Consider the following 16,672-nt stretch of genomic DNA (forward strand, 5'->3'; position numbering starts at 1 on the left):
TCAAAAAATCAACAATATTCTATATCACAATCATCATTATATGTACCATCCGCCATTTATTGAAAGGATTTGGCCGGTGATGTAGGAGGAATTATCGGAGAGCAGGAAAGATACGCCATCTGCGATATTTGCCGGTGTCCCGAGTTTCCCTAGCGGAATTTCTCCGCTTAGTACTTCTAGTTCCTCCTCAGTAAAGCGATTCATCATGTCCGTTTTAATAGCCCCTGGTGCAACGGCATTTACGCGGATTCCATTAAGGGATACTTCCTTGCTTAATGCTTTAACAAAAGCAATCTGTGCTCCTTTTGCAGTCGAATAAGCCACTTCACAGGCTGCACCTGTCTGCCCCCAAATTGAGGATATGACGACAATATTCCCCTGTCTTTTAGCCACTAATTTCGGCAATAACTCTTTCGTTAACAGCAGTGGAGCTTTAACGTGTAAGTTGATCAATTGCTCTAAATGGCTTTCTTCTAAATCCATGAGCAGTCCATAGTGACTTGTGCCGCTGTTGTGAACGATAGCATCAAGGGAAAAAACATTCGCTGCAACCTTTTTATAGCCTTCAGGTTCGGCCAGATTTGCCTGAATCGGTATATATTCCCCTTGAAACTCTTGTAAGCGGGCAAGAAGCTCCTGAATCGCAGCCTCGTTTTGGTAATAATGTAAATATAACGAATATCCCTCGGCAGCAAGTTTAAGCGCAGTGGCTTGGCCAATTCCCCCGCTTGCTCCGGTTATCAGTACAAATTTTTTCATTTTAAATCTCCTCTACAAAAATAGATCTGTCTAAAGGAAAAAGCGTCGAAGGCTCGACGCTTTAAGTTTATCCCACTTTTTCTGGTCAGTAAAACCGTTTCTGTTATTTCGATTTCGGAACAACCTGACAAACAGTAAAACGATCTTCGGAAATCAATTCCGCTCCAGCTTGTTTTACATCTTCAAGCGTTATTTGTTCTAGGGTCGGTACAACTGAGAATAAATCCATTTCATTAAATGCATATCTGGTAAATTGGTTGGCTATATACTCAGGTGAATTGACCGCTCTTAAAAAGGCCCCGATTTTTTTCTTTTTCGAGCGATTGAGTCCATCTTCTGTAAATGAACCCCCGTTAATCGCTTCAAAAAACATCCCTTTAATCGTTTCGGCCAGCTTATTAGGATCGCTTGTATCGCCGCCTACCATAGCAAAACCAAATCCTTTTTCAAGTGTATAATCAAATGAAAAAGTTTCGTCAATTAATCCTTCACTGTAAAGCTTATTATAGTTCTCAGAGCTTTTACTAAATAATAAATCAAGTAAAACATTGACCGTCAGCTCCGCTTTTAACATCTCTGGACCTGAAAGGTTCGTATTCAAAGCTTTTATACCCACTAAGCATTTTGAGGTTTGGACATTCATGTTTAGGATTTTCGTTTTTTCAGCAACAGAAACTGGCTCTTCATCATATTTCCGTTTAATTTCTGACTGGTCATTGTATTGCTTCTTACCTTGATTATCAATAATCTGCTTCATAATGGCATCAGGATTAACCGGTCCGACAATAAACAGCAGCATATTACTCGGATGATAGAATGTATGGTAGCATTCATAAAGCATATCTTTTGTAATTTCAGTAATGGATGGGATTGTACCCGCAATATCAATTTTAACCGGGTGCGTATGGTACATGTTTTCAATCAGTCCAAAATACAGGCGCCAATCAGGATTATCGTCGTACATCGTAATTTCCTGGCCGATGATTCCTTTTTCCTTTTCAACTGTTTGTTCGGAGAAATAAGGCTCCTGGACAAAATCCATTAATGTCTCAAGATTTTTTTCCACATCAGCTGTACTGGAAAATAAATAGGCTGTCCGTGTGAACGAAGTAAACGCATTTGCCGACGCGCCTTGACGACTAAACTGCTGAAAAACATCGCCATCTTCTTTTTCAAACAGTTTATGTTCCAGAAAATGGGCTATCCCATCTGGGACCTTCACATAATCAGATTTCCCAAGCGGAACAAAATGATTATCAATTGAACCGTACTTTGTTGTAAAAGTCGCATACGTCTTGTTGAACCCTTTTTTCGGCAGGATATATACGTCTAAACCGTTATCCATTTTTTGATAAAATAATTCTTCTTGAAGCTGGTCAAAGGTTATTTTCTCCATCAATTGCCCGCCTCCGTTCCAGTAAGAAAGTAAATGGTATCTAAGTCGATTTTTTCGGCAACCTTCACAATTTGATCTCGATTGGTTTGTTCCATTTGTTCGAGCCATTGCGTGAGGGAAATCTTTTTGTGTGAGACAACATTGTGATAAAGAATTTCTACCATGCCTCTTGCGGTATCAATGGTTTCTAGCAATTGGTTTTTAATTACCGCTTTAGTCTGTTCAAGCTCCTGATCCGTAAAATCACCGTTTTTCATTGCTTGCATCTGTTCTTTGATAATCGAAATGGCCTGATCGTAATTTTTATTATCGATTCCTGACATAACCATCATAAGACCTTTATGGCTTTCAAGTCTGCTCGCAGCGTAATAGGCTAAGCTTGCTTTTTCACGGACATTAATAAATAGTTTTGAATGAGAGAAGCCTCCATAAATTCCATTAAACACTTGCAGAGCGAAATAATCGGCATCTCCATACACAACATGGGTCCGATACCCGATATTTAGCTTTCCTTGCTTAACATCCTGAACCTCTTTGACTTCTTTTTCTTCTTTACTCTGTCTGTTTTGATTGACCTCCGCAGTCTTAGGGGTACGAGGCGTAAAGTGAAGCAATTCATCAGCAATGGATTGAACCTCGTATTCGTTTACATCCCCTATTACATAAAAGTCCAATTCATCTTCAGCAAAAGCTTGTTGATAATATTGATATAATATTTCCGGGGTAATTTTATCAACATCCTCCATTTGTCCATGAACATTCAATGCGTATGGTTCATCTTTGCACATTTCTTCCACTAATCTGAAGCTTGAGTAGCGCATTTTATCATCAAAAAGGGATTGAATGCGTTGCTTTAACGTCCTCTTTTCGCTGTCAACGGTTGTTGGATCAAACGAAGAATTTGCGACATTTGGATTGGTTAGTATTTCCGAAAAAAATTCAATCGCTTTTCGTAAAAGAGGGGTCGGATCAGATAGGAATTTTTCATTTGCCACTTCTAATGAAAAGCTGACAATATGGTATTCACCTTTTTTGGCTAAATCGACAAAGAGGGAGGCACCATATAAATCATCTAAATAGGACCGTAAAATGGTTGTAGAAGGGAACTTCTTTGAATTGCTTTGCAGAACATATGGTAATAGCGCTCTTACCGTATTGTTTTCCTTATGAAGGGGGGCTTTCATTTTCCAAACAAACGTATTGGTTTTGAATTTATCTGTTTTTACGATATGCAGGTGATAGCCTTTCATTTCTTTAACAGTTTCTGTTAGTACAGTCATTTCCATCCTCCTGACACTAAAAGCTATGTCTAATCTTATGTAATTGCATGTTCTGTTATTTTTCCCAAAATAAATTTATTCAAGCCATTTTAAAAAAATTTGCCAAAGATGACTATTCTTTTACTATACCTGCGAAAGGCACCGATGTCCAAAATGTACCTTTTCTTATACTTAGGCTGGTTGCGTTAATATCCCAGGAGTGACATTTTTTTATTGATTTTGCTTTATCTAGACCCTTCTATTAGCCATTTTTCTCTAAAATTCCTGCATTTTGGTCGATTGGACTTTTTAATTGACCACTTTGGCAGTTTCTCTTCTCTATTTTGGCCAGTTGGACCATTCTATGAACCACTTTGGCAGTTTCTCCTCTCCATTTTGGCCAATTGGACACGTCTATGAACCACTTTGGCAGTTTCTCCTCTCCATTTTGGCCAATTGGACACGTCTATGAACCACTTTGGCAGTTTCTCTTCTCCATTTTGGCCAATTGGACCCGTCTATGAACCACTTTGGCAGTTTCTCTTCTCTATTTTGGCCAATTGGACACGTCTATGAACCACTTTGACATTTTCTCTTCTCTATATTGATCAATTGAGACTAGTCAGCCAAGTTCACTCACCGCTCAAAAACCTTGACCTTTTAAGCACTCCTCTAAAAAAAACTGCCCCAACCGATTAATCGATTGGGACAGTCAATAAATGTTTTTAAAGATTTAACGTTTACCTGAATCAAACGGTTCACCAGCGGCTTTAGGAGCTTGAGAAGACTTCGAGAAAACAACTAAAGCTAGTAAAGTCACTACATAAGGGAAAATCTTAAGAATAATTGGCGGAATTACCGCAAATTCCGGGATAACTTGAGAAACGTTGGCAATCGTACTGGCAAAACCGAAAAAGAATGTAGCTGCTAATACGCCATAAGGTCTCCATTGACCGAAAATTAATGAAGCGAGAGCTAAAAAGCCCAAACCTGAAACGGTACCTGTAAATTCCCCGGCATACGTAACAATGATGAGCGCACCACCTAAGCCAGAGAATGCACCAGAAATAATGACACCGCTGTATCGGATCGCTCTAACGTTCACGCCCGCTGCTTCAGCAGCCTGTGGATACTCCCCACAAGACCGTAGGCGAAGGCCATACTTCGTTTTATATAAAATAAATGTACTTAATACGAGAACAGCTAAAATGAACCATGTTGTCGGATAGGTTTTTGTAAAAAACAAATCACCTAAAATGGGAATCGATGATAGAACAGGAATATCCATTGGTGCAAATCCACTAGTTATACGGATGTTCCCACTTCCTGTAATATTTCTAGCTAGAAATACGGTTAGGGCTGTAGCAATTAAGTTAATAGCTGTACCGCTAATAATTTGATTTGCACTTAGATTAATACTCGCAAAAGCATGTAACAACGAAAACAAAATTCCTGCAACCATTGCTGCCAATAAACCAATCCATAATACAAATGTACTATGAGGCCATGTCCCTTGAAGGTAGTAAATCGTTAGCGCTCCAGAAAAGGCACCAATGACCATTAAGCCTTCAAGTCCAATATTGACAACTCCACTTCTTTCACTAAAAAGACCGCCCAATGCTGTAATAAGAAGAGGAATAGTAAAGATAATTGCGTAAGGAAAAATTTGCTCAATGATTGTCCACATCTTATGATTCCCCTTTCTTAACATCAGGGACGACTATTTCTTTACTAGAACGTGTTTTCCAAAACCTTTTTATTAAACGTTCAATTAAAATACTTGTTGCAGCAAAATAAATGATAATGGCAATAATCGTGTTAGCCAGTTCAGGTGGAATTTCCGTCATCGCGTTCATAAAGCCTGTACCGGAATAAAGAATTCCAAAGAGGATTGCTGCAAAAAATACACCGATTGGTGTGTTCGCACCCAGTAATGAGACGGCAATTCCGTCATAGCCTGCGGTCGGTAATATCCCAATCTGAATACTTGAAGCATTTCCTGTATAAAGTGCTACTCCACCTAGGCCCGCAAGACCGCCAGAAATAAGCATGGAAAGGATAATGTTCCGGTTAACACTCATTCCTGCATACTCTGCTGCATAGCGATTGAAGCCAACTGCCTTTAACTCAAATCCTAATGTTGTCCGATTGATGATAAATGAAATGATGATGACAGCAATCACAGCAATAAATAAACCTAAATTAATATAGGAACCATCAAACATGTCCGTTAAAAACGGAACCCGTAAAGTCGCTGCTTCCGGAAGCTTACGAGATTCGGTTTCAAGGAATTCTCCTTTAAAGTAAGCCGGCACCACATAATATACAGTCCAATAGGCAATCCAGTTCATCATGATCGTGGAAACCACCTCATGAACATTAAATCTAGCCTTGAGCAATCCCGGAATAAATGCCCAAAGTGCTCCACCTACTAGACCTGCAAAAATCATAAATAAAAGTAAAACTGGTCTTGAAAAATCATAGGTTAACCCAACAGCCGAAGCAAGCAAACCGCCGATTAACATTTGACCGGACGCGCCAATATTGAACAATCCTGTTCGAAACGCAAAGGCAACAGAAAGTCCTGTAAAAATTAACGGAGTTGCAGTGGCCAAGGTATCCCCGATACGAGCAATATTTTTTAACGCCCCTTGAAATAAATATGAATATCCTTCAATAGGGTTACTTCCGATGAAGAGCATTAATATTCCGCCAGCAATCAATCCCAAAATTATGGCGATTAATGATACGATGGTATTTCTCATACGCTTCTCTCCTTACCTACGCCTGCCATCATTAGACCTACCTCATTTTGATTGGTTTCAGAAGCTTTAACAACCCCTATGAGTTCACCATTATTTACAATGGCAATCCGGTCGGAAAGCTGAAGTACTTCATCCAGTTCTAATGAGACTAATAGGACAGCGTTCCCTTTATCTCGATGTTCAATTAATCTTTTATGAATGTATTCTATCGATCCTACGTCCAATCCCCGCGTTGGCTGAACAGCTATAAGCAGCTTAGGGTCTAATTCAATTTCACGTCCAATAATCGCCTTCTGTTGATTACCTCCAGAAAGTGTTCTGGCAACGGATGCTGCCCCTTCACCCGAGCGAACGTCAAAATGATCTAATATTTTTTTTGCATAGTTGCGAATGGCAGCTCTGTTTAATAAGCCGTTTTTTGCAAAAGGTGGTTTATTATAAACTTCTAAAACCATATTTGATTCTAACGTGTAGTCTAATACTAATCCCCGCTTTTGTCTGTCTTCAGGGATATGTCCGACCCCTTTTTCAATTCTTTGACGAATCGGGATATTCGTGATTTCATCACCATTTAAAAAGATATGGCCTGATTCAACCTTACGAAGGCCGGTAATCGATTCAATCAGTTCTGATTGTCCATTTCCTTCTACCCCGGCAATCCCGACAATTTCACCTTCCCGAACTTCAAGAGAGAAATTCTTTAGTCCCATAACATTTCTGTTGCTTTTTGCAGAAACCGAATCTATTTTAAGTACAACTTCACCAGGTGCACTTTCTTTCTTATCCACTTTAAATGAAACATGACGACCTACCATCATTTCAGCAAGGCTTGCTTCACTTGCTTCCGCTACGTTTACTGTTCCGATTGATTTACCACGTCGAATAACTGTGCAACGATCTGCAACTGCTTTAATTTCCTTTAATTTATGGGTAATGATAATAATAGACTTTCCTTCTTTAATAAGATTCCGCATAATTTTCATTAATTCTTCAATTTCATTTGGAGTTAAAACCGCAGTTGGCTCGTCAAAGATGAGAACCTCTGCTTCACGATATAGCATCTTCATAATTTCGACACGCTGCTGCATACCAACTGAAATGTCTTCAATTTTGGCATATGGGTCTACATTTAATCCGTAATGTTTTGATAACTCAGCAATTCTTTTTGCAGCTTTCTCGATATCAAGGACCATTCCTTTTAAAGGTTCACTGCCTAAAATAATATTTTCTGTCACAGTAAAATTATCTACTAGTTTAAAATGTTGATGGACCATTCCAATCCCCAGGCGATTCGCGACATTAGGATTAGAGATACGAACTTCTTTACCATCTACTTTGACTATCCCTTTTTCGGGTTGGTACATACCGAACAATACACCCATTAAGGTAGATTTTCCTGCCCCGTTTTCCCCTAGAAGTGCATGGATTTCCCCTTTTTTTAATGATAGGGAAATATTATCATTCGCAACAATACCCGGGAATTCCTTCCGAATATTCAGCATTTCAACAACATAACTCATAGTAGCACTCACCTTTTTATATAGACTTGATCAATAGGGAGTCCCCTATCACTACACCAACCTGGTAGGATATGAAATTTAATCCATTTTATCTATTTATTGGGCCTAACAATATAATTTGCAAAAGAGACGGAAAAAACCGTCTCTTTTGCAATATCGTTTTACTTTAATAAACTTCCTTGTTCAGAAGAAACTTTAATCTCACCAGATTTAATTTTTGCGAATACTGCATCTACTTCACTAATTGTTGCTTCACTTAAGTTCGGGTTTTTCTCAGGTAAGCCAATACCATCGTTTTTCGCATCAAATGTTAGCGATTCTCCACCAGGGAATTTTCCATCTAGCTCACGTTGAACCATATCAAATGATACTGCATCAACCTTTTTCATTGCGGATGTTAAAACAACGGATTTGTCACCTTCGTATTTACCGTCATCATATTGGTCTACGTCAACACCGACCATCCAAACTTTTTCTCCCGCTTTAACACGAGTTTTTGCTTCATTAATTGCTCCTACACCAACGCCACCGGCTGCTGCGAAAATTACGTCAACACCACGGTCAAACATTTGAGCTGCAATTTGTCCACCAGCTGCTGCATTATCAAAAGATCCTTGATAGATTACGTTTTCAGCCTTAATGGTGATCTTCGTGCCTAAATTGTCATTGGCATATTTTAATCCTTGTTGGAAGCCCCAGTTGAACTTTTGTACCGCTGGAATTTCCATACCGCCGATAAAGCCTGCTTCACCTTCTTTTAACTGAAGTGCCGCGGCAACTCCAGCTAAGAAGCCTGATTCATGCTCGGCAAAGAAAACAGCGACTGTATTATCCTTAATTACTGGCTTAAAATCACCTTTATGTGGATTTCCGTCAATAATGACAAATTTAGCATCTTTATATTTATCCTGTGCTTGGTATACTGCAGTTTCGAATTTGAAGCCTGGTGTTACGATAAACTTATATCCAGCGTCATATAAGTTTCCAATTTCTTTTAAGTATTCTGCTTCTGTTGTTCCTGCTGGTTTGAGGTATTTTGCTTCAACCCCAAGCTCATCTTTCGCTTGAAGGATCCCTTCCCATGTACCTTGATTAAACGATTTGTCGTCAATGGTTCCTGCATCGGTAACCATACCTACTTTTAGATCTGTTTTTGCACCTTTATCACCGGCGTCATCTTTTCCTTCATCACCGCCGCCACCACAAGCTGCTAACATCGTGCTTGCTGCCAAAAGCAATGACATAACAAAACCAAATTTGCGCTTTTTCAAGGTCTTACCCCCTATTTGTTTGATTTAGTAAGAATGCTTTAAAGAATATAAGTTTAGAATGTCCTAAAAAATTTTTTTAAATTCTTTTTCTTAGAACATGAAACTTAAACTTATCTGCTTTAAAATAATTTACTGAATACAAGATTGGTTCATCAGATTCGTCAAAATGCATTTGCCGTAAAACAAGCAATGCTGCTGTAGGGTCACATTGAAGAATCGGAGAAACTTTCTCATGATAACCAATCGGCTCAATGTTGGCTACAGCGTATGTAACTCTCCGATTAGAAACAGATTCTAGGATAGAGAAAATAGATTCTTGCCCAGCCGTGTAAGACTCGGGTAATATTGCTTCAGGTATCTTATCAATGCAATACACTACTGGTTCCCCGTTTGCAGTCCTAACCCTTTCACTGACCACTATTTTTTCATCCTTGGAGAAAGAGAATCGATGAACATCTGCTTCAGTTGGTTCTACTGTCTGGGAATTTAAAAAAATGGTTCCTGGAGTCATTCCTGCTTGTTCAATCATACTAGTGACACTGCTAAGTTGCTCGATTCCTGATGTGAACAGAGGCTTCGCGTTAATAAATGTACCTACGCCATGACGCCGAATGATAACGCTTTCTTCTTCTAAGATACGTAATGCTTCTCTTAGAGTCGCCCTACTCACTCCAAGCTGTTTTGCAAGTTCGAATTCGGACGGAAGCTTTTCCTTCTCTTGATAAATTCCATTTTCGATATCTTGCTTTAATCGATCGATAACTTGTAAATATAAGTGTCGACTATCTGATTTTATTGACATGCTGGTTCCTCCAACCGTTTTTTGCTCAGACATCAGACCTCTGATGTTTAATCATTCCTACTAATCGAAAATACTATAACATACTTTTCTGGTATAAATAAATAGAGTTTTTAGTTTTAGAAAAAAAAGATTGAAAAGCTATTTTATTCCCTTTTTAAAACTTGACAAAGTCTGAATTGCTATTTTTAATTAAAGCCTTGTTTTTATTATATTTAACAAGTATTTTTATAATTCTTGGATGATTTTATGCAATGCTATTTCTACTGAATTTTGTCAATTACCCCCACACAGAAAGCGTTTTCAATAGTATGTCACATCTAAAATCAAGGCATTGTTAAATTAGGCTGTTGATTTCCGCTCCAGGTGCTCCCTTTCCGCGGGGGAGTCCAGAAGCCTCCTCGGCGCCATAGCGCCTGTGGGGTCTCCCGTGACACCTTCTCCCGCAGGAGTCTCGCACCTTCCGCTCCAATCAACAGTGTGCTCAAAGTTCTTTATACACAGCCAAAATTAAAAAAGCTAATCCTTAAATATGGTTAAGGATTAGCTTTTGATGTTATTATGCGTCTTTTTCGGTATCTGCATTCATTTTTCCAATTAGGACCGCTCGGGGTTTGCTTCCTTCATATGGGCCAACTACGCCTCGGACCTCCATCTCATCAATCAACCTTGCTGCTCTCGTATAACCAATTCTAAATCTTCGTTGAAGCATGGAAACAGATGCGGTTTGCATTTCAACAATAAGCTGCACCGCCTCATCGTACAGTTCATCCTCTACTTGCGAAAAAGTAGCTGGTTGATCATCAGGAATCATTTCCTCTTGGTACTGAGCTTTTTGTTGAGAGATAACAAAATCAACCACTTCTTCTACTTCTTCATCTGATAGAAAAGCCCCTTGCACTCGAACCGGTTTCGATGCCCCTACTGGAAGGAAAAGCATATCGCCTCGTCCTAGTAATTTCTCGGCACCACCCATGTCCAAAATAGTGCGTGAATCGGTGCTAGATGAAACAGCAAACGCAATTCGAGATGGAATATTGGCTTTAATGACTCCGGTAATTACGTCGACTGAAGGACGTTGAGTTGCAATAATAAGGTGGATTCCTGCCGCACGAGCCATTTGTGCTAAGCGCGTAATTGCATCCTCAACATCGGAAGAGGCAACCATCATCAAGTCCGCCAGCTCGTCGACGATAACGACGATATATGGCAATAACGGCTGTTTAGCCTCTTCTTCCGCATTATATCTCTTTATATAATCATTATATCCTTCAATATTTCTTGTCCCTGTATGAGAGAACAACTCGTAGCGCCGTTCCATTTCATTAACGACTTTTTTCAATGCCTGTGACGCCTTTTTTGGATCCGTTACGACAGGTGCTAATAAATGAGGAATTCCGTTGTATACGTTTAATTCCACCATCTTTGGATCGATCATCATCATTTTTACTTCATGTGGTTTGGCCCTCATTAAGATACTGGTAATAATGCCGTTGATACAAACACTCTTTCCGCTCCCTGTTGATCCCGCAACTAGTAAATGCGGCATTTTATTCAGTTCTGCGAGCTTCGCATCACCGGTTATATCTCGTCCAAGTCCAATTAATAGTTTTGCATCAGGACGATCGTTTTGCTTAGACTCTAACACCTCGCGAAGGGAAACAATTGCGACCTCTGAATTCGGTACTTCAATTCCAATGGCCGATTTCCCCGGAATGGGAGCTTCAATCCGAATATCTTTAGCAGCCAATGCTAATGCTAAATCATCACTAAGGCTAACAATTTTACTTACCTTCACCCCTACATCTGGGTGCACTTCATATTTTGTAACGGCCGGGCCTAGATGAACCTGAGTAACCCTCGCTTTTACTCCAAAACTTTGGAATGTTCTTTCAAGCTTGGCAGCATTAGCATGGATTAATTCGTACTCACCGCTTTGGTCGGTTTGCCTTGGAAATTTCAACAGTTTTAATGGAGGTAGCTCATACGCTACATTTTCAACCTCGGTAAAAGTGATAATCGGTGCAGCTTCCTCAGTTTCATCATGATTATCCGCTGCTGTTTGATGATTTTCTGAAGGAGCAGCCTTTTTTTCTTCACCAGCAGGATAAGCACGTTCTGCAAAACTTGAAATAATAGGCTCTGGCGTTGGCAGAGGCTCCAACTCCGGTATTGGAGTCGAAGAAATCGGCACAATTACCTCGTCCTCTTCCTTTTGCTCCGGCTTTGATTTTTTCTTTTCCTTCTGTTGTTTTTGTTTATCTGCTAATTTTTGTTTACGGGACTCGCCCCAGCCTTTCATGTCATTAATAAATGCAGCCCATTGGTTTTTAATGAATTCCCACAGTTTAGGCAAGAGCTTTCCTAGCACCGCACCTAGGGGCTTGCCGGTAATGAGTGTTGTCCCAATAATAATTGAAACAAAGGCCACAATCTTTGTTCCAGCCTCCGCGAATAGGAAGTTTGATAATGCGTAGAGAACAGCACCAATCATACCACCGCCCAATTCACGCGTACTGGTTTGATTCCTAACTTCACCGTTCCACCAAATATCGAATGTTTTCTCAATTACGCTAGGATTTTTAAATTGACCATTGTTTGATAGAATTTCAATAAAACTAATATGATCTAATAGTAAAATGGCCCCCATTACGATGTATAGGCCTATTAACTTTGTTCCAAACAAATATGGTAGTTCACGCTTGATCATCATGTATAAACTAAAAACAATTAGTCCAATTAAACTAACGATATACCATTCACCCATAAAGAAGCGGAAGAAGAGGATGAAGGCATCCCCAGCTTTCCCCCCCAGGTCGGCAATAGTAATAATAGAAAGGGCAATGATAATGAGCCCATATAATTCAAATTTGACCGTCTTTTTTAATTCAGTTTTTTTCTTTGTCATTCGTGTTTTTTTCTTAGCCATATAATCACCTAGGAGTATTTTATAGTAATAAGCATTCTCGTATATGTAAGAAATAAAGCAGCCTATTATTGGCTGCTCATTCATAATAATCCTTATTATACCATAATCTTAATCCAAACTGGTGTTTGTAGTAAATAGATCAAAAAGAAATTTTTGTTCCTGGACAGAGGCGGTCATTTAGATAATGCTGAGGGTCCGTGCTTACAATCCGAACGACTCGATATTGATTTTCTTCAGTCTTTTCAACTATGATTGGAACGCCTTGATATGTTATTAGTTTTGCTTGAGAGTCTTCATACGTTTCAACTGGGAAAACTAGTTCATGAGGCATCATCGTATATAAAATCATTGAACTAACCCCTTATTCTCATTTTCCTTCTTTTTCAAGTCTATTAGTTCGTTTAGTTTTTTCATCGCCTGACCGATGCCGCCGACTTCATCGATTAAACCGTAATCAACAGCGTCCGCTCCAATCACGTTTGTTCCAATATCCCTTGTTAAATTCCCTTTTGCAAACATTAAATCTTTAAACTTCTCCTCGGTAATGTGTGAATGCTTTTTCACGAAATTGACGACTCTTTCCTGCATTTTATCCAAGTATTCAAATGTTGCAGGAACACCAATTACCAGGCCTGTTAAACGGATCGGATGAATGGTCATCGTAGCTGTTTCGGCAATAAATGAATAATCGCATGATACGGCAATTGGAACACCGATAGAATGCCCGCCCCCTAATACAATCGAAACAGTTGGCTTTGATAAAGACGCAAGCATTTCTGAAATAGCCAAACCTGCCTCTACATCACCACCTACTGTATTCAATATAACGAGCAGCCCTTCAATTTTGGGATTTTGCTCAATCGCTACTATTTGTGGGATAAGGTGTTCATATTTAGTTGTTTTATTTTGTGGAGGCAATTGCAGGTGCCCTTCTATTTGACCGACAATGGTCAGACAGTGGATAGTCGAATCCTGTGATAATTGCGGTACATTGGTCTGCCCCAATTGCTGTATCTTTTCTAAAAGACCTGAAGTCTTCTCTTCGTTTGGTTGATCCGATTCTTCCTGCATACCTAAGAATTGTTTAAAGTTATGATCCATCCTGCTTTCTCCCTTCAAACATGATAGTGTTAGTATGAACAAAGGAATTTATTTCATTCTGAAAAAAAAGAAAAGCGGCTCGGTATTACAGGCAAATAAATAGAGCCTGATAAGCAGTCAACTTATCAGGCTCTATTATTAAACTTCCATAATGATTGGCAAAATCATTGGCCGTCTTTTTGTTTTCTCGAATAAATATTGATTTAACGTATCTCTCATATCCTGCTTTAAAGTTGTCCAATCAAAGGATTCCTTCGCAATACTCTTTTCAACAACCTCACGGACACGGGCTGTTGATTCCTCCATTAACTTTTCCGATTCGCGGACGTATACAAATCCACGAGAGATGATTTCTGGACCTGCGGCAATCTTTTTATCAGACTTGTTTAAGGTAACGACTACAATTAAGATACCGTCCTGTGAAAGGAGTTTACGATCTCTTAAAACGATGTTTCCAACATCTCCAACCCCAATACCATCGATCAATACATTACCTGCCGGAACCTTAGCTCCTGGCTGTAGTTTTCCATCCTTAATTTCAACAACTTCCCCTTTTTCCGGGATATAAATGTGATCATCTGGAATTCCACAAGCCTTTGCCACTTTTAGGTGAGCCTTTAACATTTTGTACTCACCATGTACTGGAATAAAGAATTGAGGCTTCATCAAATTGATCATAAGCTTTAATTCTTCCTGACTGCCGTGGCTGGATACTTGAACCGTTTCTCGCCCTGAAACTACATTGGCCCCCGCCCGATACAGCATGTCAATCGTTTTTGATAACAGTAATTCACTACCACGTAAAGGGGATGCGGCAAATAATACTGTATCTCCTGATTGAATATTAACGTATTTATGGGCTTGCTTCGCCATTTTTTGCAGTGCCTCAAGCGGCTCTCCCTGGCTTCCTGTAGTTAATACGACAATTTGTTCATCAGAGTATTTCTTCACTTCAGAAAGAGGGATGATGACATCTTCAGGAACTTGGATGTATTCAAGTTTTAATGCGATTTCAAAAACACGCTGCAAGCTTTTTCCGACAACTGCTACCTTTCGGTTTGTTAAATAAGCGGCATCGAACAAATGTTGAATCCGATTTAAATCGGAAGCAAAACAAGCGGCAATGATTCTTCCTTTTGCATTATAAAAAACATCATTCATTTCACGGACAACCTTAGCTTCTGAGGTTGTGTATCCTGGTTTTTCAGCTTCCATACTATCAGACAAGAGACAAAGAACACCTTGATCTCCGATCGTAGCCATTTTTCCTATCTCCGGTTTGTATAGTTCAGCCGCTGCTTGGTCAAACTTAAAATCCCCTGTATGGACGATTGCACCTTGAGAGGTATGAAAGCAAATTCCTACAGAATCCGGAATACTGTGATTAGTCTTAAAGAAAGACACTTTTGTCGTTGGAAACGACAAGATCGTGTTAGAATTTACTTCGCGAAAATCTGCCTCACCAACAAATTCCTGTTCTTTTAATTTTGCTTCTGCCAATGCTAATGTTAATTTTGTCCCATACACTGGAATCGGTATGCTTTTTAATACATAAGAAAGTGCTCCAATATGATCCTCATGACCATGTGTTAAGAAACACGCTTTCACTCTCTCCTTATTAGTTAACAAATAAGTGATTTCCGGAATAACGATATCTATCCCTAACATTTCATCCTCAGGGAACATTAACCCTGCATCAACGATATAAATATCCTCGTCTATTTCAACTAGATACATATTCTTGCCAATTTCTCCTACTCCTCCGAGAGCAATGAGCTTAATACTTTCTTTTTTGCTTTTATTCAAGATTGTTTCCTCCTAAAGTCTTTCGCCCGACCGTAATATATTAACGTTATTATACTTGAAGAAAGAAAGCCTTTACAACATTTATTCATTAGGGAAACTTTTAGGATCCTACTTGACAATCCGCTCATTTCAAGCATTCAAAAACATGGCAAAGAAAAAGAGACTGCTTAGAACAGTCTCTTCGTTGAAAATTATAAGATTAATTTTGCCAATGTTACTCGTTCTTGTTCGGATAATGGAACAAGTGGGAGCCTTACCGAACCTACATCAAGCCCTTTTAACTGCAACGCTGTTTTGACAGGGACTGGATTTGGTGCGGCAAACAGGCCTTGCATAATTGGGAGCAACTCCTGATGAAGCTTTGCTGCTCGTTTACTGTCACCGTTCAGGAATGAGTGTACCATTTCCTGCAACTGATTTCCGATCACATGGGAAGATACGGATATGACTCCCGCACCACCAATCGCCAAGACTGGCAGGGCTAAGCTGTCATCCCCACTGTACAATACAAAATCTTCATCCGTCCCGGAAATGATTTTGGTCATTGCACTAAGGTCCCCGCTTGCTTCTTTAACTGCTACGATATTAGGAATGGCTGATAGGCGTATAATCGTTTCCGGCAGAATATTTACAACTGACCGGCCAGGGATATTATAAAGCATGACAGGTAGCTTTGTACTTTCCGCAATTGCCTTAAAATGCTGAAACAACCCTTCTTGGTTCGGCTTATTATAGTACGGCCCAACAAGCATTACAGCATCTACACCAAGTTGTTCTGCCTTTTTGGTTAAATCAATTGATTCATAAGTATTATAGCTTCCTGTTCCAGCAATTACAGGGACTCTGTTTTTGACAACTTGAACAACGTGTTGAAATAAAGCCAATTTCTCTTCTTTTGAAAGGGTTGGCGATTCACCAGTTGTTCCAGCAACTACTAGCGAATCCGTTCCATTATCAATTAAATAATTAACAAGTTGTGTCGTTTTTGCAAAATCAATATGTCCGTTCTTATCAAATGGGGTTACCATTGCTGTGGAAACCCGACCGAAAATAGTCATCTTGCCACT

13 protein-coding genes are annotated in these 16,672 nt (G+C 39.5%); all 13 read right to left on the bottom strand.

The genetic code is table 11. The annotated features are described in order from the left end of the window. Positions 1-36: 36 nt before the first annotated feature. The 13 genes from ymfI to dapA all read right to left on the bottom strand — a co-directional run bounded on the left by ymfI (position 37) and on the right by dapA (position 16,663). Positions 37-759, bottom strand: coding sequence for an elongation factor P 5-aminopentanone reductase (gene ymfI, locus ACI48O_RS10625; RefSeq protein WP_435561779.1), 723 nt, complete (start codon positions 757-759; stop codon positions 37-39). A 103-nt stretch (positions 760-862) separates the two neighbouring features. Then, positions 863-2,155, bottom strand: a complete 1,293-nt coding sequence (gene yfmH / locus ACI48O_RS10630; protein WP_435561833.1) for an EF-P 5-aminopentanol modification-associated protein YfmH — start codon at positions 2,153-2,155, stop codon at positions 863-865. Beyond that, positions 2,155-3,435, bottom strand: coding sequence for an EF-P 5-aminopentanol modification-associated protein YfmF (gene yfmF, locus ACI48O_RS10635; protein WP_435561780.1), 1,281 nt, complete (start codon positions 3,433-3,435; stop codon positions 2,155-2,157). The genes yfmH and yfmF overlap by 1 nt, the downstream gene beginning before the upstream one ends. 712 nt (positions 3,436-4,147) lie before the next feature. Continuing rightward, positions 4,148-5,101: an ABC transporter permease gene (locus ACI48O_RS10640; protein WP_435561781.1), complete on the bottom strand. Its 954-nt coding sequence runs from the start codon at positions 5,099-5,101 to the stop codon at positions 4,148-4,150. Between the two features lies 1 nt (position 5,102). Continuing rightward, entirely contained in the window at positions 5,103-6,179 is a 1,077-nt protein-coding gene (locus tag ACI48O_RS10645; RefSeq protein WP_435561782.1) for an ABC transporter permease, read from the bottom strand. Next, entirely contained in the window at positions 6,176-7,699 is a 1,524-nt protein-coding gene (locus ACI48O_RS10650) for an ABC transporter ATP-binding protein (protein ID WP_435561783.1), read from the bottom strand. The genes ACI48O_RS10645 and ACI48O_RS10650 overlap by 4 nt, the downstream gene beginning before the upstream one ends. 161 nt (positions 7,700-7,860) lie before the next feature. After that, entirely contained in the window at positions 7,861-8,970 is a 1,110-nt protein-coding gene (locus ACI48O_RS10655) for a BMP family lipoprotein (RefSeq protein WP_435561784.1), read from the bottom strand. Between the two features lie 76 nt (positions 8,971-9,046). Next, on the bottom strand, positions 9,047-9,772 hold the full coding sequence (locus ACI48O_RS10660; protein ID WP_435561785.1) for a GntR family transcriptional regulator: 726 nt from the start codon (positions 9,770-9,772) through the stop codon (positions 9,047-9,049). 556 nt (positions 9,773-10,328) lie between these two features. Continuing rightward, on the bottom strand, positions 10,329-12,698 hold the full coding sequence (locus ACI48O_RS10665; RefSeq protein WP_435561786.1) for a DNA translocase FtsK: 2,370 nt from the start codon (positions 12,696-12,698) through the stop codon (positions 10,329-10,331). A 139-nt stretch (positions 12,699-12,837) separates the two neighbouring features. Beyond that, on the bottom strand, positions 12,838-13,047 hold the full coding sequence (locus tag ACI48O_RS10670) for a YlzJ-like family protein (RefSeq protein ID WP_435561787.1): 210 nt from the start codon (positions 13,045-13,047) through the stop codon (positions 12,838-12,840). Continuing rightward, a complete protein-coding gene (locus ACI48O_RS10675) occupies positions 13,044-13,799 on the bottom strand; it encodes a ClpP family protease (RefSeq protein ID WP_435561788.1) in 756 nt (251 codons plus the stop codon). The genes ACI48O_RS10670 and ACI48O_RS10675 overlap by 4 nt, the downstream gene beginning before the upstream one ends. A gap of 138 nt (positions 13,800-13,937) precedes the next feature. Next, positions 13,938-15,605, bottom strand: coding sequence for a ribonuclease J (locus ACI48O_RS10680; protein ID WP_435561789.1), 1,668 nt, complete (start codon positions 15,603-15,605; stop codon positions 13,938-13,940). Positions 15,606-15,796: 191 nt separating this feature from the next. Next, a complete protein-coding gene (gene dapA / locus ACI48O_RS10685) occupies positions 15,797-16,663 on the bottom strand; it encodes a 4-hydroxy-tetrahydrodipicolinate synthase (RefSeq protein ID WP_435561790.1) in 867 nt (288 codons plus the stop codon). Between the last annotated feature and the right edge of the window lie 9 nt (positions 16,664-16,672).

The organism is Neobacillus terrisolis, assembly GCF_051233475.1.
Lineage (GTDB): Bacteria > Bacillota > Bacilli > Bacillales > Cytobacillaceae > Bacillus_BU.

Bases quoted from the DNA above. Each gene is read 5' to 3' on its own strand.
- ymfI (WP_435561779.1), bottom strand. From the start codon at position 759: ATGAAAAAATTTGTACTGATAACCGGAGCAAGCGGGGGAATTGGCCAA.
- yfmH (WP_435561833.1), bottom strand. From the start codon at position 2,155: ATGGAGAAAATAACCTTTGACCAGCTTCAAGAAGAATTATTTTATCAA.
- yfmF (WP_435561780.1), bottom strand. From the start codon at position 3,435: ATGACTGTACTAACAGAAACTGTTAAAGAAATGAAAGGCTATCACCTG.
- ACI48O_RS10640 (WP_435561781.1), bottom strand. From the start codon at position 5,101: ATGTGGACAATCATTGAGCAAATTTTTCCTTACGCAATTATCTTTACT.
- ACI48O_RS10645 (WP_435561782.1), bottom strand. From the start codon at position 6,179: ATGAGAAATACCATCGTATCATTAATCGCCATAATTTTGGGATTGATT.
- ACI48O_RS10650 (WP_435561783.1), bottom strand. From the start codon at position 7,699: ATGAGTTATGTTGTTGAAATGCTGAATATTCGGAAGGAATTCCCGGGT.
- ACI48O_RS10660 (WP_435561785.1), bottom strand. From the start codon at position 9,772: ATGTCAATAAAATCAGATAGTCGACACTTATATTTACAAGTTATCGAT.
- ACI48O_RS10665 (WP_435561786.1), bottom strand. From the start codon at position 12,698: ATGGCTAAGAAAAAAACACGAATGACAAAGAAAAAAACTGAATTAAAA.
- ACI48O_RS10670 (WP_435561787.1), bottom strand. From the start codon at position 13,047: ATGATTTTATATACGATGATGCCTCATGAACTAGTTTTCCCAGTTGAA.
- ACI48O_RS10675 (WP_435561788.1), bottom strand. From the start codon at position 13,799: ATGGATCATAACTTTAAACAATTCTTAGGTATGCAGGAAGAATCGGAT.
- dapA (WP_435561790.1), bottom strand. From the start codon at position 16,663: ATGACTATTTTCGGTCGGGTTTCCACAGCAATGGTAACCCCATTTGAT.